Annotated in this window: 22 protein-coding genes, 1 tRNA gene and 1 riboswitch; of the genes, 14 read left to right on the forward strand and 9 right to left on the reverse strand. The window is 72.6% G+C overall.

Going from position 1 to position 23,007, the window contains the following annotated elements; all coding sequences use genetic code 11:
* Positions 1–2 precede the first annotated feature (2 nt).
* From hpnH to MRBLMG1_RS01525, 4 genes are all read left to right on the forward strand, one after another.
* Positions 3–1,025, forward strand: coding sequence for an adenosyl-hopene transferase HpnH (gene hpnH / locus MRBLMG1_RS01510; protein WP_367819879.1), 1,023 nt, complete (start codon positions 3–5; stop codon positions 1,023–1,025).
* Positions 1,026–1,035: 10 nt separating this feature from the next.
* Positions 1,036–2,421, forward strand: a complete 1,386-nt coding sequence (locus MRBLMG1_RS01515; RefSeq protein WP_367819881.1) for an aspartate aminotransferase family protein — start codon at positions 1,036–1,038, stop codon at positions 2,419–2,421.
* A 95-nt stretch (positions 2,422–2,516) separates the two neighbouring features.
* Complete coding sequence (locus MRBLMG1_RS01520; protein WP_367819883.1) at positions 2,517–3,146, forward strand: helix-turn-helix domain-containing protein; 630 nt, start codon at positions 2,517–2,519, stop codon at positions 3,144–3,146.
* A gap of 33 nt (positions 3,147–3,179) precedes the next feature.
* Positions 3,180–3,335: a DUF6126 family protein gene (locus MRBLMG1_RS01525; RefSeq protein ID WP_167534180.1), complete on the forward strand. Its 156-nt coding sequence runs from the start codon at positions 3,180–3,182 to the stop codon at positions 3,333–3,335.
* Between the two features lie 46 nt (positions 3,336–3,381).
* Here the strand turns inward: MRBLMG1_RS01525 and MRBLMG1_RS01530 are convergent, their stop codons facing one another.
* Positions 3,382–4,203, reverse strand: coding sequence for a tyrosine-protein phosphatase (locus tag MRBLMG1_RS01530; protein WP_367819886.1), 822 nt, complete (start codon positions 4,201–4,203; stop codon positions 3,382–3,384).
* A gap of 391 nt (positions 4,204–4,594) precedes the next feature.
* A riboswitch (cyclic di-AMP (ydaO/yuaA leader) is annotated at positions 4,595–4,751 on the forward strand.
* A gap of 2 nt (positions 4,752–4,753) precedes the next feature.
* Here MRBLMG1_RS01530 and MRBLMG1_RS01535 point away from each other — a divergent pair.
* Both MRBLMG1_RS01535 and MRBLMG1_RS01540 read left to right on the forward strand, forming a co-directional pair.
* The gene (locus tag MRBLMG1_RS01535) at positions 4,754–5,749 is read left to right on the forward strand and encodes a M23 family metallopeptidase (RefSeq protein ID WP_367819887.1); all 996 of its coding nucleotides are present in this window, start codon (positions 4,754–4,756) and stop codon (positions 5,747–5,749) included.
* Between the two features lie 166 nt (positions 5,750–5,915).
* The gene (locus MRBLMG1_RS01540) at positions 5,916–6,710 is read left to right on the forward strand and encodes an SGNH/GDSL hydrolase family protein (RefSeq protein ID WP_367819889.1); all 795 of its coding nucleotides are present in this window, start codon (positions 5,916–5,918) and stop codon (positions 6,708–6,710) included.
* Here the strand turns inward: MRBLMG1_RS01540 and MRBLMG1_RS01545 are convergent.
* From MRBLMG1_RS01545 to MRBLMG1_RS01565, 5 genes are read right to left on the reverse strand one after another with little or no spacing between them, the layout of a single operon-like run.
* Positions 6,697–7,575, reverse strand: coding sequence for an STM4011 family radical SAM protein (locus MRBLMG1_RS01545; protein ID WP_367820302.1), 879 nt, complete (start codon positions 7,573–7,575; stop codon positions 6,697–6,699). The two genes, MRBLMG1_RS01540 and MRBLMG1_RS01545, sit on opposite strands and share 14 nt — an antisense overlap.
* Before the next feature lie 33 nt (positions 7,576–7,608).
* A complete protein-coding gene (locus tag MRBLMG1_RS01550; RefSeq protein WP_367819890.1) occupies positions 7,609–8,946 on the reverse strand; it encodes an STM4012 family radical SAM protein in 1,338 nt (445 codons plus the stop codon).
* Positions 8,943–9,764 (reverse strand): STM4013/SEN3800 family hydrolase, encoded by an 822-nt coding sequence (locus MRBLMG1_RS01555; RefSeq protein ID WP_367820304.1) that lies wholly within the window; start codon positions 9,762–9,764, stop codon positions 8,943–8,945. Before MRBLMG1_RS01555 ends, MRBLMG1_RS01550 begins: the two co-directional genes overlap by 4 nt.
* A gap of 11 nt (positions 9,765–9,775) precedes the next feature.
* Positions 9,776–10,930: an STM4014 family protein gene (locus tag MRBLMG1_RS01560; RefSeq protein ID WP_367819892.1), complete on the reverse strand. Its 1,155-nt coding sequence runs from the start codon at positions 10,928–10,930 to the stop codon at positions 9,776–9,778.
* Positions 10,927–11,886 carry an STM4015 family protein gene (locus MRBLMG1_RS01565; protein ID WP_367819894.1) on the reverse strand — a complete coding sequence of 320 codons (960 nt, stop codon included), beginning with the start codon at positions 11,884–11,886 and terminating at the stop codon, positions 10,927–10,929. Before MRBLMG1_RS01565 ends, MRBLMG1_RS01560 begins: the two co-directional genes overlap by 4 nt.
* A 226-nt stretch (positions 11,887–12,112) precedes the next feature.
* On the opposite strand from MRBLMG1_RS01565, the gene MRBLMG1_RS01570 reads away from it, so the two are divergent.
* The gene (locus tag MRBLMG1_RS01570; RefSeq protein WP_367819895.1) at positions 12,113–12,883 is read left to right on the forward strand and encodes an SIMPL domain-containing protein; all 771 of its coding nucleotides are present in this window, start codon (positions 12,113–12,115) and stop codon (positions 12,881–12,883) included.
* Between the two features lie 63 nt (positions 12,884–12,946).
* Here MRBLMG1_RS01570 and MRBLMG1_RS01575 read toward each other — a convergent pair whose 3' ends face one another.
* Entirely contained in the window at positions 12,947–13,699 is a 753-nt protein-coding gene (locus tag MRBLMG1_RS01575) for a TetR/AcrR family transcriptional regulator (RefSeq protein ID WP_367819897.1), read from the reverse strand.
* Positions 13,700–13,763: 64 nt separating this feature from the next.
* Positions 13,764–14,939 (reverse strand): Glu/Leu/Phe/Val dehydrogenase dimerization domain-containing protein, encoded by a 1,176-nt coding sequence (locus MRBLMG1_RS01580; RefSeq protein ID WP_367819899.1) that lies wholly within the window; start codon positions 14,937–14,939, stop codon positions 13,764–13,766.
* A gap of 131 nt (positions 14,940–15,070) precedes the next feature.
* Between MRBLMG1_RS01580 and MRBLMG1_RS01585 the strand changes: the two genes are divergently transcribed.
* The 6 genes from MRBLMG1_RS01585 to MRBLMG1_RS01610 all read left to right on the forward strand — a co-directional run bounded on the left by MRBLMG1_RS01585 (position 15,071) and on the right by MRBLMG1_RS01610 (position 20,988).
* The gene (locus MRBLMG1_RS01585; RefSeq protein ID WP_367819900.1) at positions 15,071–16,273 is read left to right on the forward strand and encodes an MBL fold metallo-hydrolase; all 1,203 of its coding nucleotides are present in this window, start codon (positions 15,071–15,073) and stop codon (positions 16,271–16,273) included.
* Positions 16,274–17,010: 737 nt separating this feature from the next.
* Entirely contained in the window at positions 17,011–19,002 is a 1,992-nt protein-coding gene (locus tag MRBLMG1_RS01590; protein ID WP_367819901.1) for a sensor histidine kinase, read from the forward strand.
* Between the two features lie 7 nt (positions 19,003–19,009).
* Positions 19,010–19,444 (forward strand): roadblock/LC7 domain-containing protein, encoded by a 435-nt coding sequence (locus MRBLMG1_RS01595; protein ID WP_017236638.1) that lies wholly within the window; start codon positions 19,010–19,012, stop codon positions 19,442–19,444.
* Positions 19,441–19,818 carry a DUF742 domain-containing protein gene (locus MRBLMG1_RS01600; protein WP_376489529.1) on the forward strand — a complete coding sequence of 126 codons (378 nt, stop codon included), beginning with the start codon at positions 19,441–19,443 and terminating at the stop codon, positions 19,816–19,818. Before MRBLMG1_RS01595 ends, MRBLMG1_RS01600 begins: the two co-directional genes overlap by 4 nt.
* Positions 19,796–20,419, forward strand: a complete 624-nt coding sequence (locus MRBLMG1_RS01605; protein WP_367819903.1) for a GTP-binding protein — start codon at positions 19,796–19,798, stop codon at positions 20,417–20,419. The genes MRBLMG1_RS01600 and MRBLMG1_RS01605 overlap by 23 nt, the downstream gene beginning before the upstream one ends.
* A complete protein-coding gene (locus tag MRBLMG1_RS01610; protein WP_367819905.1) occupies positions 20,416–20,988 on the forward strand; it encodes a GAF domain-containing protein in 573 nt (190 codons plus the stop codon). Before MRBLMG1_RS01605 ends, MRBLMG1_RS01610 begins: the two co-directional genes overlap by 4 nt.
* Before the next feature lie 146 nt (positions 20,989–21,134).
* Here MRBLMG1_RS01610 and MRBLMG1_RS01615 read toward each other — a convergent pair whose 3' ends face one another.
* Entirely contained in the window at positions 21,135–22,343 is a 1,209-nt protein-coding gene (locus tag MRBLMG1_RS01615) for an acyl-CoA dehydrogenase family protein (RefSeq protein WP_367819907.1), read from the reverse strand.
* A gap of 581 nt (positions 22,344–22,924) precedes the next feature.
* Here MRBLMG1_RS01615 and MRBLMG1_RS01620 point away from each other — a divergent pair.
* Positions 22,925–23,001 (forward strand) — tRNA-Pro (locus tag MRBLMG1_RS01620).
* Positions 23,002–23,007 lie beyond the last annotated feature (6 nt).

A 23,007-nucleotide genomic window follows, 5' to 3' on the forward strand; every position in this document is an offset into this window, starting at 1 on the left:
TTATGGCCATGCCGCTCCGTCAGTCCATCCGGGTCGGGACCTACCTCTTCGAACAGAAGCTCCGCAAGCGGGACAAGTTCCCGCTGATCGTCGAGCTGGAGCCGCTCTACGCCTGCAACCTCAAGTGCGAGGGCTGCGGAAAGATCCAGCACCCGGCGGGTGTCCTCAAGCAGCGCATGCCGGTCGCACAGGCGGTCGGCGCGGTCCTGGAGTCCGGTGCGCCCATGGTGTCCATCGCCGGCGGCGAGCCGTTGATGCATCCTCAGATCCACGAGATCGTGCGCCAGCTGGTGGCCCGCCGCAAGTACGTCTTCCTGTGCACCAACGCGATGCTGCTGCGCAAGAAGCTGGAGAACTTCACGCCCTCCCCGTATTTCGCCTTCGCCGTGCACATCGACGGCCTGCGGGAACGGCACGACGAATCCGTCGCCAAGGAGGGTGTGTTCGACGAGGCGGTGGCGGCGATCAAGGAGGCCAAGCGACGCGGTTTCCGGGTCACCACCAATTCGACCTTCTTCAACACCGACACCCCCCAGACCATCATCGAGGTGCTCAATTTCCTCAACGACGACCTCCAGGTCGACGAAATGATGATCTCGCCCGCCTACGCCTACGAGAAGGCCCCCGACCAGGAGCACTTCCTCGGCGTCGAACAGACCCGGGAACTCTTCAAGAAGGCCTTCGCCGGCGGAAACCGGCGCCGCTGGCGGCTCAACCACTCGCCGCTCTTCCTGGACTTCCTGGAAGGAAAGGCGGACTTCCCCTGCACCGCCTGGGCGATCCCCAACTACTCGCTCTTCGGGTGGCAGCGCCCCTGCTATCTGATGAGCGACGGCTACGTCCCCACGTACCGCGAGCTGGTCGAGGAGACCGACTGGGACAAGTACGGACGCGGTAAGGACCCGCGCTGCGCCAACTGCATGGCGCACTGCGGATACGAACCCACCGCCGTCCTGGCCACCATGGGCTCCCTCAAGGAATCGCTGCGCGCGATCCGGGAGACCGTCTCCGGGAACAACGGGTGAGGCGGCGGGCATGAGCGGGGAGTTCGACCTGCGGGCGCTGCTCGACGCGCGCGGCGGCGAGCGCTACGAGCTGCACGCCAAGTACCTCAACCACCAGCTGCCGCGCATGCTGCACACCATCGGCTTCGACAAGGTGTACGAGCGGGCCGAGGGCGCCCACTTCTGGGACGCCGACGGCGTCGACCACCTCGACATGCTCGCCGGCTTCGGCGTGATGGGCCTCGGACGGCACCACCCCGTCGTCCGCAAGGCCCTCCACGACGTCCTGGACGCCCAGCTCGCCGACCTCACCCGCTTCGACTGCCAGCCCCTCCCCGGGCTGCTCGCCGAGCGGCTGCTCGCCCACAGCCCGCACCTGGACCGGGTCTTCTTCGGCAACAGCGGCACCGAGGCCGTGGAGACCGCCCTGAAGTTCGCCCGGTACGCCACCGGGCGCCCCAGGGTCGTCTACTGCTCCCACGCCTTCCACGGGCTCACCACCGGCTCCCTCTCCGTCAACGGCGAGCGGAGCTTCCGGGAGGGCTTCGACCCGCTCCTGCCGGACACCGCGATCACCCTCGGCGACCTCGACGCCCTGGAGCGGGAGCTGCGCCGGGGCGACGTGGCCGCCTTCGTCGTCGAGCCCATCCAGGGCAAGGGCGTCCACGAGGCGCCGCCGGGCTTCCTGCGGGCCGCCCAGGAGCTGCTGCACCGGCACGGGGCCCTGCTGATCGCGGACGAGGTGCAGACCGGCCTCGGCCGGACCGGCGACTTCTACGCGTACCAGCACGACGAGGGCGTCGAGCCGGACCTGGTCTGCGTCGCCAAGGCGCTCTCCGGCGGCTACGTGCCGGTCGGCGCCACCCTGGGCAAGGACTGGATCTTCAAGAAGGTGTACTCGTCGATGGACCGCGTCCTGGTCCACTCGGCGAGCTTCGGGTCGAACGCGCAGGCCATGGCGGCCGGGCTCGCCGTCCTGTCGGTCATGGAGGACGAGGGCACGGTCGCCCACGCCCGCCGGATCGGCGACCTGCTCTCCGGGCGCCTCAAGGAGCTCGTGCCCCGGTACGAGCTGCTGCACGAGATCCGCGGGCGCGGTCTGATGATCGGGATCGAGTTCGGCCGGCCGTCCTCCCTCGGGCTGCGCGGCCGCTGGACGATGCTCCAGGCGGCCCGCAAGGGCCTCTTCGCCCAGATGGTCGTCGTCCCGCTGCTCCAGCGGCACCGGATCCTCACGCAGGTCTCCGGCGACCACCTGGAGGTGATCAAGCTGATCCCGCCGCTGATCATCGACGAGGCGGACGTGGACCGGTTCGTCACCGCCTTCACGGCGGTCATGGACGAGGCGCACGGGGGTGGCGGGCTGATGTGGGACTTCGGGAGGACGCTGGTGAGGCAGGCGGTCGCGCAGCGCTGACGCGCACCGGCCGTCGGCTTCGACCGGCTTCGACCGGCTTTTGCCTCTGAGGCAAGAAACTTGCCTCAGAGGCATGTTCCTGGCGGAATGGACGCATGGACCACGTCCCCGGGGAAGCCTCCCCGGACCCCGACACCACCGGCGTCCTGCCCGACGTCGCCCCGCAGCTGCGGGCCCTGCGCCGCCGCCGGGGGCTCACCCTGGAGGCCGCCGCCCAGCGCGCCGGCCTCTCGCCCGCCCACCTCTCGCGGCTGGAGACGGGGAACCGGCAGCCCTCGCTGCCGATGCTGCTCGCGCTCGCACGCATCTACGGTACGACGGTGTCCGAGCTCCTGGGCGAGACACCGCCCGAGCGCGACCCCGTCGTGCGGGCCGGCCGCTCCGACCCCGTCGAGGCCGACGGCTGGATCTACCGCCAGGCCGGCGGCGCCGGCCGCGCCCTCCAGTGCCTGCGCGTGCACGTGCCGTACGCCACCCGGGCCGACATCGTGCGGGTCCACCCCGGCGAGGAGTGGATCCACGTCCTGGAGGGCCGGGTGCGGCTCGCGCTCGGCGAGGCCGTCCACGTCCTCGATCCCGGGGACAGCGCGCACTTCGACTCGCTGACCCCGCACCGGATCGGCGCCGCCACCACCGGCGGGGCCGAGCTCCTCTTCGTCCACACGCTGATGCAGAGTCCCGCGGCCGAGCTGTGCCTCGGCGACGGAACCCCGCACCTGCGCTGAACCCGCGTCACCCTTCCCCAGGAAAGGACCGACATGTCCGAGAAGTCCGCGCCTGTCACCGGCGAGGAGCGAGGAGAGGGCAAGTTCCCCAAGGGGCTCGTGCTCCGTCTCTTCGCCTATCTGATCGCCGGCCACCTCTTCGCCGGCTTCCTCTACCTGCTCTTCATGCTGGGCGGGCAGAACCAGTAGCGGCGGTCCCGCGGAGGCGGCCGGCGGCGGCGCGGGCGGCCGGAGGTCAGGCCTCCGTGAGCAGCTGCTCCCGCAGGCGCTCGCGGGTCTCCGGGGTCAGCTTCAGGCCCTCCGTGAGGTAGGTGTCCACCGTGCCCCAGGTCGCCTCGATCGTCTCGAAGGCGGCCCGCAGGTACTCCACCCGCGCGTCGAAGAGCGGGCTCAGCAGCTCCATCACCTCGGGCGACATCGCGTCGGGGGAGGTGGAGCTGCGGCGCACCTTGTAGCGGCGGTGCGGGTCGTTCGACTTCACGTAGTCGGCCTCGATCGCCTCCCGCTCGACCCCGACGGCGAGCAGCGTGATCGCGATGGAGAGCCCGGCGCGGTCCTTGCCGGCCGCGCAGTGCATCAGGGCGGGGACGCTCTCCTCCGCCATGGAGTGCAGGATGCGGCTGTGCTCCCACGCCCGCTCGACCACCATCTTCCGGTACGAGTCGGACATCCGGGCGGCCGCCTTGCCGTCGCCGAGGATCTCCCGCAGCTGCTCGATCTCGCCGTCGCGGACCAGCTTCCAGAACTCCTTCCCGTCGGCCGGGTCGTTGAGCGGTATGTTCACGTTCCGTACGCCGGGCAGCTCGACGTCCGCGCCCTCGACCTTCCGGTCGGCCTCGTTGCGGAAGTCGAAGACGGTGTGCAGTCCCAGCGTGGCGAGGAAGGCGGCGTCGCTCTCGGTCGCGTGGGCGAGGTGGCCGCTGCGGAAGAGACGGCCGGCGCGCACGGCGCGCCCGTCCGTCGTCGGCAGGCCGCCCACGTCCCTGAAGTTGCGGACCGCCGCCAGCTCGGGCTCGTTCGCTTCGGTGGGCGGGACCTGCGGAAGCTGCTGCGTCACGGATGCTCCTGGGTGTCGTCGTTCGGGTGCCCGACACGAGATCGGTTCCAGGGGCAATCATCCCGGTGGGGCGGTGCGGGCGCACCCCCTCGGACGGTAATGGGCGATCTGTCCGAATTAAGGCATTGGGGATAACGCGCCCTGGTTGCAGGCGAGATGGGTCGGGCCGCGTGAGCAGCGTCATAAAGGTGACGGATCGTGGCCGACCGTCCGGAGCAAATGCCGTGCGCAAAAAGGAAATCGAAGGACCGTCATCCACACAGGGTGACCGGAATTCGAGCCGAATGGCACGCCGGGGAATCCCCCTCGAAAACAGTGGCTTGTTCGCGCCGACCCCGCTCGTCTAGCGTCACCGTCAATCCGGTCGGACCGCCGAATCCTGCCACCGTCCGGAATTCACTCACCCATGTGTGGCAGGAGCGGGGGACCCAGGAAGTACGCCGGTCCCGCGATGCAGGACGGCTAGGGGTGAAGCCGCGTGAGAACGCGGCCGGGCATCTCCAGTCCGAACCCGACAGCTCACCTCGCAGGCGCCGGAGAGGAATTCGCCATGCCCGCGAAGGGTAAGCACCGCCGTCCCAGGATCAACCCCCTCACCCGTGGACTCGCCGTCGCCGGCACCGGTGGCGCCGTCGTCGCCCTCCCGCTCCTCGGAGCGACCGGGGCCCACGCCGCCGAGCAGTCCGCTCCGGCCGCCGTCCCGGCCCACGCCGTCACCGCCGCCGCGCAGGTGAAGGCCCCCGCCGTGGTCGAGGCCGCCCCCGCCGCCGCCAAGACGGCGCCGAAGACGTACTCCGTCGTCCGCGGCGACTACCTGTCGAAGATCGCCGCCGAGCACCACCTCGCCGGCGGCTGGCAGAAGCTGTACGCCGACAACCGCCAGGTCGTCGGCGAGAACCCCTCGCTGATCCTCCCCGGCATGAAGCTCACCCTCGGCGCCAAGGGCTCCGCGCCCGCCGCCCCGAAGAGCACCGCGCCCAAGGCCGCCCCCAAGAGCACGCAGAGCTCGAAGAACGGCGACACCCCGCGCGCCTCCCGCGGCAGCGAGCGCTCCTCCGCCCCGGCCGCCGCCACCACGGAGACCGCCACCTCGCAGTCCTCGCAGACCGCGCAGTCGTCGGGCTCCTCGACCTCCGCCTCCGGCTGGGTCACCCCCGTCGCCGGCGGCGGCTTCTCCACCCCGTACCACGCCTCCGGCTCGATGTGGTCCTCCGGCTACCACACCGGTGTCGACTTCATCGCCTCCTCCGGCACCACCGTCCGCGCCGTCGGCGCCGGCACGGTCGTCTCCGCCGGATGGAGCGGCGCCTACGGCAACGAGGTCGTCATCCAGCACGCCGACGGCAACTACTCGCAGTACGCCCACCTCTCCTCCCTCTCCGTCTCGTCCGGCCAGACCGTCACCGGCGGCCAGCAGATCGGCCTCTCCGGTTCCACCGGCAACTCCACCGGCCCGCACCTGCACTTCGAGATCCGCACCACGCCGAACTACGGCTCGGACATCGATCCGCTGGCCTACCTGCGCCAGCACGGTGTCGCCGTCTGACGCGGACGCCCCCCCGACGCGGACACCTCCGGCGGCCCGGCACGCGCGTGCCGGGCCGCCGCCGTATTCCGGCTTGGGAGAATCTTTATCGGTGGCATATGTCACCCTGCGTCAACCCCTCCTTACGGTCGCGTAGGTCACATCCGAAGAGGAAGGATGTGGTCCCGTGGCAGACGATTCGAGATCAACAGACAAGAACGCATTCGGGTCGTACGCGGCGATCGGTGACAGCTTCACCGAGGGCGTCGGAGACCCCGGGCCCGACGGGACGTACGTCGGCTGGGCGGACCGTTTCGCGGTCCTGCTCGCCGACGAGCTGCCGGAGCACGACGACTTCCGTTACGCCAACCTGGCCGTACGCGGGCGCCTCCTCGACCAGATCGTGGCGGAACAGGTCCCCCGGGCGAAGGAACTCGCCCCCGACCTGGTGACCTTCTGCGCCGGCGGCAACGACATCATCCGCCCCGGCACGGACCCCGACGACGTCGCCGAGCGCTTCGAACGCGCCGTCGCCGACCTGACCTCCGCCGTCGGCACCGTCATGGTGACCACCGGCTTCGACACCCGCGACGTGATCCTCCTCAAGCACCTGCGCGGCAAGATCGCCACGTACAACGGACACGTCCGGGCCATCGCCGACCGCTACGGCTGCCCGGTCCTCGACCTGTGGTCGCTGAAGTCCGTCCAGGACCGGCGCGCCTGGGACGACGACCGGCTCCACCTCTCCCCGGACGGCCACACCCGCGTCGCGCTGCGCGCCGCCCAGGTCCTCGGCCTGCCCGTGCCCGCCGACCCGGACCAGCCCTGGCCCCCGGTCCCCCCGCGCGGCACCCTCGAAGTCCGCCGCGACGACATCCACTGGGCCAAGGAGTACCTCGTCCCGTGGATCGGCCGCCGCCTCCGCGGCGAGAGCTCCGGCGACCACGTCGAGGCCAAGCGCCCCGACCTCATGCCCCTGTAGTCCGGGGGAGGGCCGGCGGGGGAACGACGGCGGGGATCCGCTCCAGCACCCCGCCGGCGAACACGTCGTACAGCGGCAGCGTCTCCAAGTGGACGTAGCCGATGTGGCAGTCGCAGACGGCGAGGGGACAGGCCCGGGGGCGCAGGGCGGCGCGGTACGAGCCGTCGTACAGGTTCCCCAGCTCCGCCCTGACGAAGTGGCAGCGGCGGACCGTCCCCTCGCCGTCCACCGAGATCACCGACTCGCCCGTGCGGCAGGGCAGACCCGCCGACCGGTGCGGATGTCGGCTGTACGGGAAGAGCGGGTCGATCCCCGTCCACTCCGCCGCCTCCGCGTCGGTGTACGTGTGCCCCTCCGCCGCGTTCACCCAGAGGTACACGTGCGGCGGCAGCGCGGCGCGCAGCCGGCGGGCGTCCGCCGCGTGCTCGGGCAGCCCGACCACGCCGACGCTGAACCTGATGCCCCGCCCGGCTAGGTCGAGGCACTTCGCGAGGAAGCGCTCGTACGGCGTCTGGCCCGGGTGGTACGTGCACCAGAGCGCCACGGTCCCCGGGTCCGCCTCCGCCAGCCAGTCGGTGCGGCAGCTCAGATTGGTCTGGATGGCCACCCGCTCCACGTGCGGCAGCCGGGAGAGCCCGACCAGCGCCCGCCGGTACCAGGAGCGCACGAGCCCCTCGCCCCACGGCGTGAAGAGGACCCGCAGCCGGTCACCGGTCTGCCCGGCCGCCCACCCGGTGAACCGTTCGAGCGCCGCCCGGTCCGCGCGCAGCAGCTCGGGGGTGTCCCGCCGCTTCGCGAACGGGCAGTACGGGCAGTCGAAGTCGCACGAGGAGAGCGGGCCCCGGTACAGCACGGTCAGGTCCATGCCCGAGGACGGGTCCGGGTGCACGCCGGCCCGCTACTTCGCCTCGTACGCGGCCATCGCGGCCCGTACGGCGGGGGAGAAGAGCTCGGGGCCGAGCCCGTCCGAGTGCGCGAGCCCCTCGGGCGACAGCCGCAGCAGCCCCGCCGGCGCGTCCGTGTCCAGCCAGCCGAACGCCCCGAAGCGGGCGAGCTCCGGGCCGAAGTCGGCCAGGGGAGAGGAGCCGAACCGCTCCTCGTACCCGTCGACGGGCATGCCCTCCGCCTGGAGGAGCGACTGGAGGAGGTGACGGCGCCTCGCCTCCGCCTCCGTCATCCCGTAGCCGTGCCGGGCGCGGGAGAAGTCCTCCGTCTCCGTGTAGACGTCGATGATCGAGCGGATCTCCCGCATGCCGACGGCGTAGTCGAAGGAGTAGTGCAGGGCCGAGGTGTACGAGCGGGCCCCGCAGCCCAGGCCGATCATGCCGTCCGTCTGGCAGGCGTGGTCGTCGGGTCCCGCGGGCCCGGCGTCCGCGCGGCGGAACATCCGCATCGACACCTGCTCGTAGCCGTGCGCGAGGAGGTGGTCCCGGCCGTACCGGTAGAGGCGGAGCCGCTGCTCGTCCCAGGCGCGGTCGGCGGCCGCGGGGTCCTGGAGCCGGTCGAGGCCGGTGAGCGGGCGCACGTACAGCGGATAGAGGTACAGCTCCTCGGGCCGCCAGGCGAGGGCCGCGTCCAGGGAGACCCGCCAGGACCGCTCCGTCTGGCCGTCGATCCCGTAGATCAGGTCGATGTTGAGCACGGGGACGCCGCTGTCCCGGATCCGGCCGAGCGCGGCCTCCACGTCGGCACGGCGCTGCGGCCGGACCGCCGCCCGCGCCTCGGCCTCCACGAAGCTCTGCACGCCGATGCTCAGCCGGGTCGCGCCCCGCTCGGCGAGCAGGGCGAGCCGGTCGGCCGTCGCGGTCGCGGGCGAGGTCTCCACGGACAGCGGCACCGCCCGCAGGTCCACCCCCATCCGCTTCTCGGCGATGTCGCAGAGCCGCTCCAGCTCGCCGGCGGTCAGGAAGGTGGGCGTGCCGCCCCCGAAGGCGGCCGTAGTGAACCGCACCGGGCCGCCGTCGCCGAGGGCCTCGCGTACGGCCGTGGCCTGGCGGTCCAGCGCGTCCAGGTACCGGGTCGTCAGCCCGTCGGGGGCTCCGACGCGGGTGAAGAGGTTGCAGAAGCCGCAGCGGACCTCGCAGAACGGTATGTGCGCGTAGAGGGAGAGCGCGTCCTTCGGCTCGTCCGCCCAGAGGCAGGCCAGCTCCGGGAGCCCGGGGAGCTCCCGGTACGCCGTCTTGTGCGGGTAGGCGTAGACGTAGCTCCGGTACGGGCGGGGGTCGGGGGTGCTCACGCGGCGGCCTCCTGGTCGGGTCCCGGCAGGACGAACTGCGCGTACGGCACGGTCCACACGACCTCGTGGCCGAGCCGGTGCCCGATGTGGCCGTCCTCCCCGTACGCGGTGCCGTGGTCCGAGCAGACGATGGCGAAACAGGGACGGCGGCTGCTCATCGCGGCGAAGAGCCGCCCGATGTGCCGGTCGACGTACTCCAGCGCCGCCGCGTGCGTGGCCCGGGAGTCGCCCGCGTCACGGGTCGCCCCCGCCAGGTGGAACCAGTTGGGCTGGTGCAGCGCCGACACGTTGACGAAGAGGAACAGCCGGCGCTCGCGGGGGAGCCCGGCGACGACCTCCTCGGCCCGCGCCACCTGGGACTCGAACGAGGTCGGCGAGGCGACGCCGAAGGACGGCTCCCAGTGGCTCTCCTGGAAGAGGCCCGGCAGCACCGCGCCCAGCGGCGGCCGGCCGTCGAAGAACCCGACCCCGCCGACGCAGACCGTCCGATAGCCCTCGCCCGCCAGCGCGGACACCAGGTCCGGGGTGTCGTAGACGAACGTCCCGCCGGCCGTCGTCTCGCTGCCCGCGAACCGGGCCGCGAACAGTCTCGGATGCGGACCCGGGGTGGCCGGCGTCGGCAGGAAACCGGCGAAGATCGCCTGGTGCGAGGCGTACGTGAAGCTCCCGGGCGCGTGCCGGCGCTCCCAGCCGCCACCGGGCAGGTGCCGGGCCAGGTTCGGGAGCCGGCCCTCGGCCGCCAGCTCGACGGCCACGTCGTACCGCAGTGTGTCGAGGGTGACCAGGAGCAGGTCGTGGCTGCCGACGATCGCGTTCATGTCGGGCTGGTTCACGGGGTGCTCGTTCCTGTGGTGCCGGTGTCGTAGGGGTGCGGGAACTCCGCCGCGACCTGCGCCGCGTAGGTGTCGAGGCCCTCGGCGCCGCGGCCCGGCAGGCCCGTCAGACCGGGCAGCAGGTCACCGAAGGCGTTGACCTCGCCCACGGCGAAGCGGCGCCACCCGGTGGCCGGCAGCAGATCGACGCCGACACAGCGGGTGCCGGGGAAGGCCGCGGCGGCCCGCTCGCACACGTCGAGCGCGTCCTCCCACCGCGCGCCGGCGGCGGTGATCGCCGCCCGGGCCGCCGCCAGGTCGCCCCGGGCGCCGCCCAGATGCAGATTCGTCATGGGGGAGCGGCTGGTCCGCAGCACGGCGTGGGTGGCCCGCCCGCCGACCACCACGACCCGCAGGTCGGCGGTCCGGCCGCCCTGGGCGGCCTTCGGCAGCCACCGCTCGACGTGCAGACCGTCGGGGGCCAGGGCGTCCACGATCGCGGCGACCTCGTGCTCGCTCGTGTAGCGCCGTACCCGCAAGGAGTTGAAGAGCCGTCCGCCAGGACCGCGCTCCACCGAGGTGGTGGCCTGGAACCGGCCCGCCCCGTTGGTCTCCACGGCGAGCACGCCCGAGGCGGAGGAGCCGTGCGCGAGCTTCACGAACACCCGGCGCAGACCCGGCAGCGCGGTCAGCGACCGGACGTCCGCCCAGCCGCGTACGCGAGGGGCGGTGGGACCGGACGTCGGAGACTCGGGCACCGGCACCCCGGCGGCCCGCAGCCGCCCGTGGCTCAGCCGCTTGTCGAAGAGGACGGGCAGTTCGGCGGGATCGTCGACCAGGGCCGCCCCCGCCTCCGCCACGGCGTCGGCGAGTCCGGCCGCGGCGGCGGTGAACCGCTCGTACCAGAGGCCGCTGCCCTCGACCCGGGCCGGATCGTCGACGTCACGCAGCAGCCGGTCGGCCTCCGGGTCCTCGCCGGGCGAGTCGAGCCGTACGGTCTCGCCGGCGGCGAACCGGGCCCGCCCGCGCAGGACCTCGGGCCAGGACACCACCCGCGCCCCGGGCAGCCCGGCGGTCCGCAGCGCGTCCTGGAACAGCGCGACGCGGCGCCCCGCCGGATCGCCGACGACCACGAGCCGCGGTCCGGCGGCGGGACGCGGGGGGACGGTCATTCGGCGACCGCGACGTACCGGTAGACCTCGCCGTCGCCGTCGTCCTCCGGCTCCTGGGCGTCGCCGAGGTCGACGGTCACGCCGTGCGGGACGAGCGCGGCGAGGACCCGCTCCCGCATGGCCTCGGACAGGTAGTGGTGGGACAGGTCGAGGTGGGCGAGGTGGGTCAGCGACCGCCCGCCGAGGAGCGCCGCCGCGCCCTCGTCGGTGAGGACGCCCATGGACAGGTCGAGGCGCTCGACGCGCGCGACGACGGGTGCGCCCGCCACGGCGGCGGCGACCGCGTCCTGGATCACGCTGTTGCGCAGGCCGAGGTGGCGCAGGGCGGGGAAGGTCGTCCCGGCGAGCAGCGGCGCGAGGTCCTCCGGGGTGCTGTCGCCGCCGTACTCGTCGGTGCCGAGCCAGAGTTCCAGGTTCTCCAGGGCGGGCAGGTCGCTGCCCACGACACCGCGCACCACCTCGGCACCCAGGCCACCGGTCTCGAGGACCAGGGTCTCCAGACCGGTGTGCCGGACCGGGGGGAAGGCCAGCCCCGAGCCCCCGCGCACCCCGAGCTCGCGCAGCGCCGGGTAGGCGGCGAGCAGCGGTGTCACGTCGGACTGGACGATCCAGGAGATCTCGCAGTCCTCGCCCGTCATGTCCCCGATGAACACCGCGGCCAGGTGCGTCAGCCGGTCGTTGGCGCCGATCAGCGCGGTGACGATGTCGGCGGACGAGTTCTCGTACGCCTCGTCCCAGCCGCCGACGACCAGCGCCCGTACCCGCCTCGCGTCGACCGTCTTCAGGAACCGCTCGAACCGCGCGTCCCACGGCTCGTCCCCGGGGTCGGAGTACGTCGGGGCGGAGATCCGCCAGGCGACCCGGTCCGCCTCGGGGAGCTCCACCCGCGCGTCCGCGTCCGGGAAGTCGAACACGGGCAGGCCGTGGAATTCCTGAAGGTAGTGACCAACGGTCATGGGTGCTCCAGACAACGGACGAGTGGGGTCGGCTGACGGAAGAGTTCTACCAAGCGCCACCGACAGCAACCCGGCCCGGGTCGGTCCGGGCGGGGAACGGGACGCGGCTGGTACGGAGAGGTGAAGGGAGCGGCCGGTCAGGAGTGGCGCGTGGGAGGCGGGGCCGCAGGGTGCTGGGATGTGCCCGCCGGAGCACCGGCACTGACGTTTCGAAGGGACCCCGCCCGTGACGATCCGCCGGCCCAGCGCCGCCCGTACCGCCCGTCTGCTCGCCGCCACCGCCGTCCTGGGCGGGCTTCTCGTCGGCACCGCGGGTCCCGCGCTGGCGGCCGCCCCGGCGCTGTCGGCCGTCCGCGTGACCGCCGTGGAGCCCGCGCCCGCGACGGTGACCGTCAGCGGGCAGGGCCGGGCGTCCTCCGCGCCGGACCTGGCGATCCTCTCCGTCGGCGTCGAGGCCACCAGGAAGACGGCCAAGGAGGCGATGGCGGCGCAGAGCACCGCGGCCGAGGCGCTCCTGGAGGTCGTGCACAAGCAGGGGATCGCCGACCGGGACATCCGTACCGACAGCCTCTCCCTGTCCCCCGTCTACACCCAGAACGCCCAGGGCGAGAGCAAGGTGACCGGGTATCAGGCGGGACAGTCGTTCTCGGTGAAGGTCCGGGACATCGACAGGACGGGCCAGGTCATCGGCGCCGTCAACGAGGCCACGGGGGACTCGGGCCGGATCAACGGCGTCGTCTTCGACGTCGCCGACCCGACGGCGCTGCGGGAGAAGGCGCGCGAGGCCGCGTACCGGGACGCGTACGACAAGGCGGCGCAGCACGCCCGGCTCAGCGGTCACCGGCTCGGCCGGCTCGTCTCGCTGAGCGAGGGCGAGTCCGTGCGGCCCGGCATCGGCGCGGCGCCCGCCATGGCCGCCGACGAGCCGAGCGTTCCGACGGCCCCCGGCGAGATCGAGGAGCAGGTCAGCGTGTCGGCGGTCTTCGAGCTGCGCTGACGGGGGAGTGGCGCGGGTCGTCGTCGCTGCCCCGTCGCTGGGGGCGGGGCTTTCGGCGGCGTCTCAGGCGGGGTCTTCGGTGAGGCCGCCGGTCGGGCCGTCAGTCGGGCCGCCGGGCAGGTGCTCGGGGCGGCCGGCGGCCGGGGCTCCGTCGGGGTGTTCGTCGCGGTCGTCGTCCGGGCCCATGTCCTGCCCGTCGGCGGGGGCTTCGTCCGGTGCCTCGGTCGGCAGGCCGAGTTCACGGGTGAGGGCGGCGTCGGCCCAGCGGAGCATGGCGGTCCGGGAGAGGGATCCGGCGTAGGCGGTGGTCTGTACGGCGAGGCCGTCGAGGAAGGCGGTGAGGCGCCAGGCGGCGGCCGCGGGGTCGGGGCAGGGGAACTCGCCGGCGGCGGCGCCTTCCGCGATCACCCGGGTCAGGGCGGCCTTCCACTCCTGGTCGAGGGAGGTGGCGACGCGGCGGAGTCCGGGGTCGCGGAGCGAGGCGGCCCAGCCCTCGATCCAGAGGCGCCAGCCCTTGGCCTGGCCGGTCGGGGCGTACCAGCGGACGGCGGCCCGCAGGCGCCGCACGGCGGTGGAGCGGCGCCCGAGCAGGCGGCGCAGGTGGGCGAGGTCGGCCTCGGCCGCGTGGGCGAACGCGGCCGTGACCAGCTGTTCCTTGGTGGAGAAGTGGTAGAGCACCAGGGCGTTGCTGACGCCGAGGGCGGAGGCGACGTCGGAGATCCGGACGGCCGCGACGCCGCGCGCCTCGATCTGCTCCACGGCGGCCCGCAGCAGCTCGTCCCGCCGCTCCGCCACGCTCAACCGCACTCTCGCCACGCCGTGCAGCCTACACAGCACATGACAAGGGCATGATCATCAGCGGACGCGGCGCGTGGCGGGATCAGTACCAGCCGTAGCGTTCGGCGATCACCGGCAGTCGTTCCGCCACCAGCGCGTGCGCCGCCGCGCGCGGGGTGGTGCCGTGCGCCGCCCGGTCGAGGATCGCGCCGACGAGCGTCCGCATCGCCCCGCGCACCCGGTCGAAGGCCTGGTCGGCGTCGGCCTCGATGTCGCCGAAGAGCGTCCACCACCACCAGGCGTTGGTGCACGAGTTCACGACCACGTCCGGCAGCACGGTCACCCCGCGCGCGGTGAGGGCCTCCTCGGCCTCCGGGAGGACCGGCATGTTGGCCGCCTCGGCGATCCAGCGGGCCGTGATCCGCGCCTGGTTCCCGGCGTCGATCGCGTACGAGACGGCCGCGGGGACGAGGACCTCCGCGTCGACCGAGAGCCAGGCGTCCCGCGGCTCCTCCCGGTCCCCGGGGCGCAGGGCGGCGCGGTCGACGGCGCCGTGGGCGTCGCGGGCGGCGAGGAGCGCCTCCACGTCCAGGCCGTCGGGGTTCACGATCGTGCCCCGGACGTCGGCCACGGCGACCACCCGCAGCCCGGCCCGCGCCAGGAACCGGGCGGTCGCCCCGCCCATGGTGCCCAGACCCTGCACGGACACCCGGGTCCCGGCGTGCTCCCGGCCGGCCCGGTCGAGGGCGACGAGCACGGACTCGGCGACCCCGAGTCCGCCCACCAGCTCGTCGAGGCCGATGCCGTCCACCTCGATCGCGAACGCGTCGGCGAGCCGCTTCCTGGCCGCCTCCTCGTCGTCCAGGAGGGGGTACACGGCCTGTACCGAGGAGACCAGACCGGCTTCGGCCACGGCGCGGTCCACCAGGTCCTGGGTGAGCCCCAGGTCCTCCCCGGTGGTCCAGAACCGCTCGACGTACGGCCGCATCGCCCGCAGGTAGCGCACGAGGACGCCGTACGCCTCCGGGGAGCGGGGATCGCAGTCGATGCCGCCCTTGGCGCCGCCCAGCGGCACGTAGCGGGCCGTCGGGTCGTAGTGCAGGGCCTCCTTCATGGTCATCCCGCGGGCGAGCCCGGCGACCTCGTCCGCCGTGCACCCCTCCCGCATCCGCAGCCCGCCGCTGGCCACGCCGCGCACCAGCCGGTCGACCACCAGGTGGCCCCGGCGCCCGGTCACGTGGTCGGTCCAGCCGACGGAAAGCAGGGGGGCGGTACTCATCGCGCGGCTCCTCGGGAGGGGCGTGCGGCCGGTCGGCCGTACTGAACAGTGATTCAGTATGGCCGACCGTCCCGACCGTTCGCGGCGCGGGCCGCCCATAATGGAACGACCCCCAGAGATCAGGAGGTCCTGTGACCGGTACCGGCTCCGACCGTTCGCCGCGGGCCCGGCTGCGCGCCCTGCGCCCCGAGTCCTTCGGCGCGGATCCCACGGGAGCGCGGCTCGCCCGCATCCACCGCTCGCCGAACTTCGCGGACGGGATCTTCCAGAACCCCGAACCGGCCCGACGCGGCCCCTCCGGCTCCAGCGTCGAGCTCGCCAAGATCTACTTCGACAAGGAAGGACGCACGCGCCGCGCCCCCACCGGCGCGATCCCCGTCCATCCCACCACCGTGGCCGACCTGGCCAAGGCGCCGGCCACCGGGCTGCGCCTCACCTGGATGGGGCACTCCGGCGTCCTCGCGGAGATCGACGGCCACCGGGTCCTCTTCGACCCGGTCTGGGGCGACCGCTGCTCCCCCTTCCCCTTCGCCGGCCCGAAGCGGCTCCACCCGGTGCCCCTGCCGCTCGCCGCGCTCGGCCCGGTCGACGTCGTCGTGATCTCTCACGACCACTACGACCACCTCGACCTGCCCACGATCAAGGCGCTCGCCACCACCGACACCCTCTTCGCGGTGCCCCTCGGCGTCGGCGCGCACCTGGAGCGCTGGGGCGTGCCCGCGTCCCGCCTGCGCGAGCTCGACTGGAACGAGTCGACCGAGATCGGCGAGCTGACGCTCACGGCCACCCCGGCCCGCCACTTCTGCGGCCGCGGCCTCCGCAACCGGCAGATGACCCTCTGGGCCTCCTGGGTCGTCACCGGCCCCGCCCACCGGATCTTCCACAGCGGCGACACCGGCTACTTCTCCGGCTTCAAGGACATCGGCGCCGCCCACGGCCCCTTCGACGCCACCATGATCCAGATCGGTGCCTACTCGGAGTTCTGGACCGACATCCACATGACCCCCGCCGAGGGCATGCGGGCCCACCTCGACCTCCAGGGCGGCGCGCCCGGCGGTGTGCTGCTGCCCATCCACTGGGGCACCTTCAACCTGGCCCCCCACCCGTGGGCGGAGCCGGGCGAGTGGACCGGCGACGCGGCCGAGGAGGCCGGTCAGGCCGTGGCGTTCCCCCGGCCCGGCGAGCCGTTCGAGCCCGCGGGCAAGCTGCCCGGCGAGTCGTGGTGGCGGGCCGTCTCCCACCCGAGCGACCGTCCTTGGCGCCGCCCCCGAAGCGTCGAGGTCGCGGCCGAGGGCACGCGCAGCGACGATCTGGACCTGGCCGGCGAGCGGTGACGTCGGCCGCCGGGGGCGAAGGCGCCGCGACCCGTGGCCCGTACACACGCCACGGGCCGTCGATCGCCGCGACCCGTGGCCCGCACCCACGCCACGGGCCGTCGACGACCTGAGGCCGGCGGGCCCGCCCCGACGGCCTCGCCCGCCCCTTCGCCGCGGCGGGGGTCTCCAGGAGCTCGGCGGGGTCGGGGTCCGCGGAAGCGAACGGCCCACCGGTGTCCGGTACCCGAGGGTGGCCGGGTGGGTTCCGCTCTCACCGTCGGTTACGGGCCGGCGGTGGGCGCCGGGGAGGGCAGCGGGGGTCCGGGTGCCGGAGGCGCTCGCCGGGGAGCCCGGCGGGGCGAGGGACCGAGGAGGGGGCGCGGACTCCCGGGGGAGCGTGCCGACCGGACGGTTCGCGACCCCTCCGGGGGATTCCGGTCAGGAGTGATTTCCGCAGAGGGCGGAGGCGTGGGAACGCCTCCGCCCTCTTCCGTTCCTGCTCAGCGGGGCGCGCCGGCGTGTCGGCGTCGGCTTTCGGCCAATGGTTATCGGCCGACCGTGAGGGGGGCGATACCAGACGGGGTCGCTCTACGGGTAAGTTTGCCAACTGCGCACCGCACATGAACGGTTGACGACTACAGTGTGTGGTTGATGATCATCGGTAGGCTCACCGCATCCCCCCTCAGACCACCCCCGTAGACCTCGTGGAACACTCCCGCAGTACGCCGATTCCTGGGCACGTACCAAGGACACTCATGTCTCAACTTCGCGCACCCGCCTCGCGGTCCGACCGACGCGAGGGCGGGCGGCACGGCCGGTCAGGCGCCCGCTCCGCCTCCGGCACCAGCAGCACCCCCCCGCCGGCACAGCCCCCCACACCGCACCCGACGGAAGCCCGCATACGCCCGCAACTCCTGCGCACCTCCGTGCTCCCCGCCGTCGCGGTGGCACTCGGCGGCGCGGCGGCCGTCCTGTTCACCATCCGCTCCACCGGCGCCAGCCCCACGCCCGGCCTCTGGGCCGCGCTCACCGGCGCCGCGGCCCTCACGGTCGCCTCCGTGACGGCCGCCGCGCTCGGCGCCGACCGGGCCGCCAAGGCCGTCCTCGACCGCTGCAACGCCCTGCGCCGCACCAGCGCCCGCGGCCAGAGCGAACTGCGCACGGTCGTCGAACAATTGCGCAAGGGCGAAGGCATCCCGCCCCGACCCGCGCTGCCGACCGGCGCCGTCGCGGGCGACGAGTTCGACCTGCTCTCGCAGGAACTGACCCGCTCTCACGAAGCCGCCGTGGCAGCCGTCGTGCAGGCGTCCCGGCTCTCCAGCAGCGTCGGAAACGAACAGAAGGTCGAGGTCTTCGTCAACCTCGCCCGGCGCCTCCAGTCCCTGGTCCACCGCGAGATCCAGCTCCTCGACGAGCTGGAGAACGAGGTCGAGGACCCGGAACTGCTCAAGGGCCTGTTCCACGTCGACCACCTGGCCACCCGCATCCGCCGGCACGCCGAGAACCTCGCCGTGCTCGGTGGCGCGATCTCACGCCGCCAGTGGTCGAACCCGGTCACCATGACCGAGGTGCTGCGCTCCTCCATCGCCGAGGTCGAGCAGTACCCGCGGGTGAAGCTCGTCCCCCCGATCGACGGTACGCTCCGGGGCCATGCCGTGGCCGACGTCATCCACCTCCTCGCCGAACTCGTCGAGAACGCGACGCTGTTCTCCGCGCCGCACACCACGGTGCTGCTGCGCGCCCAGTACGTCACGGCGGGCCTCGCGATCGAGGTCGAGGACCGCGGACTCGGCATGCCCGTCACCGAGCAGAACAAGATGAACGCCCTGCTCGCCGACCCCGACCAGGTCAACGTCGCGCACCTGCTCCAGGACGGGCGCATCGGCCTCTTCGTCGTCTCGGCGCTGGCCCGGCGGCACGGCATCGCCGTACGCCTCCAGTCCAACATCTACGGCGGTGTCCAGGCCGTCCTGGTCCTCCCGCAGGGCCTCCTCGGCGCCGACCCCGAGGGACTGGCGCAGCACGAGCGCCAGGCCGCCGCGACCGCCGGCTCCTCGGCCGTCCCGCCCGGCCAGGTGCAGATCCAGACGCAGTCCCCGGCGCCGACCCCGCCGGCGGCCGCCGCGCCGCCGATGCCGCACCCGGTGGCGGCCCCGGCACCGAACCCGCTGACGGCCCCCCTGCCCAGCCCGGTGACGGCGACCTCCCCGGCTCCGGCCCAGGCGCCGGCCCACCACCAGGCGCCGGCCCACCACCAGACGCCCGCGCCCATGGCGCAGGCGCCCGCTCCCATGGGCATGAACGGGACGGCCCCCGCCGCCCACGTACCGCCGTCCTCGCCCTCCCCGGAGCGGACCCCCGTCCGCCACGAGGAGACCCCCGGGTCCGGCTCGCTCGCGTACCCCCGTACGAGTGCGCAGTCGAACGGGTACGCGGACTTCGACCACGCCCCCGCGATACCGGGTCAGCAGAGCGGCGCCGACCACACGGCCCCGCCCGCCTCCCTGATCTCGCCGCTCCCCCCGGCCCCCCGTGCCGAGGCCCCCGGCCGTCCGCTGCTCCCCAAGCGGCGCGCCCAGGAGCACCTCGTCCCGCAGCTGCGCGACGAACCCGTGGCCCGGAGGTCCGAGGAGCACGCCCTGCACGACCCCGGTCTGATGGCCGCGTTCCAGCGCGGAATCGGCCTCGCCGAGTCCCAGCCCGCCCCCCAAGAAGCGCTGCGTCCAGGCGACGCGCACAAGGAGTAGATGCACCATGGCGAGCAATGCGCCGACCGGCCATTCCTCGGACCTCGACTGGCTGCTGAGCGGACTGGTCCAGCGGGTCCCGTACACCCGCAACGCCGTTCTGCTCTCCTCCGACGGCCTCGTCAAATCCGTGCACGGCCTCGACCCCGACGCCGCCGACCACATGGCGGCCCTCGCCTCCGGGCTGTACTCGCTCGGCCGGAGCGCGGGCGCCCGGTTCGGCGACGGCGGCGAGGTCCGTCAGGTGGTCGTGGAACTCGACTCCACCCTCCTGTTCGTCTCCACCGCCGGCTCCGGCACGTGCCTGGCCGTCCTGGCCGGGCGCGAGGCGGACGCCGCCGTCCTCGGCTACGAGATGGCGATGCTCGTCAAGAGCGTCCGGCCGTACCTGGTCACTCCCGCCCGGCAGGCCGCCGGCCTGGTGGGTGGCCTCGGACAGTGAACGTGACGTCCGCACAGGAAGGGCCCTGGCTCGACGACGCGGCCGGCCGGCTGATCCGCCCCTACACCGTCAGCGGTGGCCGGACCAAGCCGACCACCGCACTCGACCTGCTGTCGATGGTGATGGCGACCGGATCGTCACCCCAGACGCACATGGGTCCCGAGCACAGCCTGGCCCTCGGGCTGTGCGACGGGCCCACCTCGGTGGCCGAGATCGCGGCGCACTTACGGCTCCCGGCCGTGGTCACCAAGGTCCTGCTCTCCGATCTCGTGGACTGCGGGGCGCTCACCGCCCGAGCGCCCCGCTTCCACGCCACCCCAACCGACCGTTCCTTGCTGGAGGCAGTGCTCGATGGCCTACGACAACGGCTCTGAGCGCCACGACGGTTCCTCGGCCGATCCCTTCCCCACCGCACTCAAGATCCTGGTGGCGGGCGGATTCGGCGTGGGCAAGACGACCCTCGTGGGCGCGGTCAGCGAGATCGAACCGCTGAGCACCGAGGAGCTGCTGACCTCGGTCAGCGCCGCCACCGACAGCCTGGAGGGCGTGGAGTCCAAGACCACGACCACCGTCGCGATGGACTTCGGCCGCATCACGCTCGACGACCGGCACGTGCTCTACCTCTTCGGCACACCGGGGCAGGAGCGCTTCTGGTTCATGTGGGACGAGCTCTCCGAAGGGGCGCTCGGCGCGGTCGTCCTCGCCGACACCCGCCGGCTCCAGGAGTGCTTCTCCGCCGTGGACTTCTTCGAGCGCCGTGGCATCCGGTTCGTCGTGGCGGTCAACGAGTTCGACGGCGCCTACCGCTACGAACCCGACGAGGTCCGGGCGGCGCTCGACCTCAGGCCGGACGTGCCGGTCGTCCTCACCGACGCCCGGATCTCCAGTTCCGGCATCCGCACCCTGCTGACCCTGGTGCAGCACCTGCTCACCACCATCCCGGACACCGTGCCGAGCTACGGAGCCACACCATGACCTACGACCCGACCGGTCACCTCCTGCTGACCCCCATCGACAAGGAGGCGCCGGCCCGAGTCCAGCGGCTGCGTGAGCTCGGGCTCGGGGAGCGACCGGACCCGGCGTTCGACGAGTTCGCCCACCGGCTCGCGGACGTGACCGGCGCCCCGTTCTCGATGGTCAACTTCATCGACGAGAACCGGCAGTTCTTCGCCGGGCTGCACACGCCCGAGGGCACCCACTCGGGCAGCGACCTCGGCGTGGCCGCCGCGGGCGGCGGCGGAGTCGGCCGCTACATGGCCCGCGACCACGGCTACTGCCCGCACGTCGTGGTCCGGCGCAAGGCGCTCGTCCTGGAGGACGTCTGCGACTACCCGCGCTTCGCGGGCAACCCGGTCGTGGACGAGATCGGCATCCGCTCGTACATGGGCGCGCCGCTGATCGACCGTACCGGCGTCGCGCTGGGCACCATCTGCGTGGTCGACACCGACGTCCGGCCGTGGGGGCGCGCCGGTCTCGAAACGATCAAGGCCATGGCGGCCGAGCTGATGGAGCAGATCAACCGGCGCGAGGACGGCATGTTCTGACCGCCACCGCGTGACATGCCGGTGCCCCGGTACGGCCTTGGCCGTACCGGGGCACCGGCATGTCGGACGTGGGGCGGTCGGTCTTGTGGTTCCGGGAGGCCCGGGTGCTTCCGGGAGGTGTGTGCGCCGGGCGTCCCGGAACGGGGTCAGGCGTGCAGTGGCTCCAGGTCGGGTGTCCTGACCAGGTCGGACAGCCGCTCGGACCAGCTGCCCTTGTCCTGGCCGAGGGCGACCTCGGCCAGCCGCAGGAGCTGGATGTCGGAGGTGCCGGCCGGGGCGAAGATGTGGTGCGCGTCCCGGAGGTAGCGCTCGATGGCCCGGTCCGTGAAGAGGCCGGCCGCGGCGTGGATCTCCATGGCGTTGCGGCCGGAGTCGATCGCCGACTCGACGTTGACGAGCTTGGCGTTCATCAGCTCGGCGTCGCAGGAGCGGCCCTGGTCGAGCAGGTGCACGGCGTGGTACGCGGCCAGTCGGGCGGTCATCAGCCGGGACTGCATCTGGCCCAGCTTCAGCTTGACCGTCGGGAGGTCGTGGAGCGGCTTGCCGTAGCGGATCCGCTCGGACGCGAAACGGGTGGTCTCCTCCAGGATCGCCTGGTGGATGCCGAGCGAGACGGCGGTGAGGTTGGCCCGCCCGTAGAGCACGCTGGAGGAGTACGCGACGGACAGGCCGTCGCCCTCGTCGCCGAGCCGGTTGGCGGCCGGCACCCGGCAGTTCTCGAAGATCAGCTCGCCGAAGCTGAAACCGTGGAGTCCCATCGCCGTCTGTTGCGGACCGGTTCTGAACCCGGGACGATCGGATTCGACCAGGAAGGCACTGAGTCCCTTCGATCCCGGACCGGTCCTGACCACGACGCCGTGCAGATCGCCCACGTGGCTGTTGCCGACGAAGACCTTCCTGCCGTTCAGGATGTAGTCGTCGCCGTCCCGCACCGCGCTGGCGCTCATGCCGAGGACGTGACCGCCGGACTCGGGCTCGGTGACCGCGATGGTCGGCAGGCACTCACCGGCGGCGATGGTCGGCAGCCAGGTCTTGCGCTGCTCGTCGCTGCCGAAGTGGACGATCTTCGCCGTGCCGAGCTGCGAGGCCTGCACCATGGCGCCCATCGCGCCGCTGACCCGGGAGAGCTCCTCGATGATGATGGTCTTGGCCAGGTGACCGGCCCCCATGCCGCCGTACTCCTGGCTGATTGTCGCACCCAACCAGCCCTGCTCGGCGATGCGTCGGGACAGTTCGTGGTGGACCGTCCGTGACGCCTCCATCTCGGCTATCCGTGGCCGAACCTCACGCTCTGCGAAGTCGCGGACCGTCTCCCTGAGCTGATGATGCAGGCGGCTGCTGAAGTAGCTGTCCATCCGAGTCCCTCCCGCGAAGCTCCTGATCGGCGAGTCGACCGAGCAGGTGGTGCATCGGCAGTGGCCCCGTCCCGAACAGGCCGACCACTTCATGGTGTTGATCTTTCCGGGGTGGAGCAATATCGCCACGATTTTTGGCCGAAAACGGAACGGTTGACGTTTGTTTCTGACTATGTTTCGCGTGCTCTTGGCCTGCTCGGTCCGATCCCGGGTCCCTTCCCCGTGGGCATCTTTCTGCCACATGCCAACGGCAACGAACTCTCGGGCATATGGCCCCGACCTCCCCCGCTTCACCACATCCGCCCCTTCATCACCAGAGAGGCGGCATTCCGGATCTCTTCCCTCCTCCTTCCTGCCCAGGTGACGAGCCCCCCGGACCCACCCGACCTCCCTTTCCGCCCCCTGCTGGGGGGCGCGCGGGCGCACCCCCCAGCGCGCCAGCGCGTCACACAGAGTGAGCGATCCTCTCCGTACGCACCCCCTCCCGCACCCACCACGAAAGGCGTTCGTGACCACCCGAGAAAGTGCGGTATTGTTCTCATGCGCGTTCAGCCAGGGGAAACCCCAGGTCAGACGGGCACCGGGACGTGGCGCAGCTTGGTAGCGCACTTGACTGGGGGTCAAGGGGTCGCAGGTTCAAATCCTGTCGTCCCGACCATGCGGA

Source organism: Streptomyces sp. LMG1-1-1.1 (assembly GCF_040815545.1).
Classification (GTDB): Bacteria; Actinomycetota; Actinomycetes; order Streptomycetales; family Streptomycetaceae; genus Streptomyces.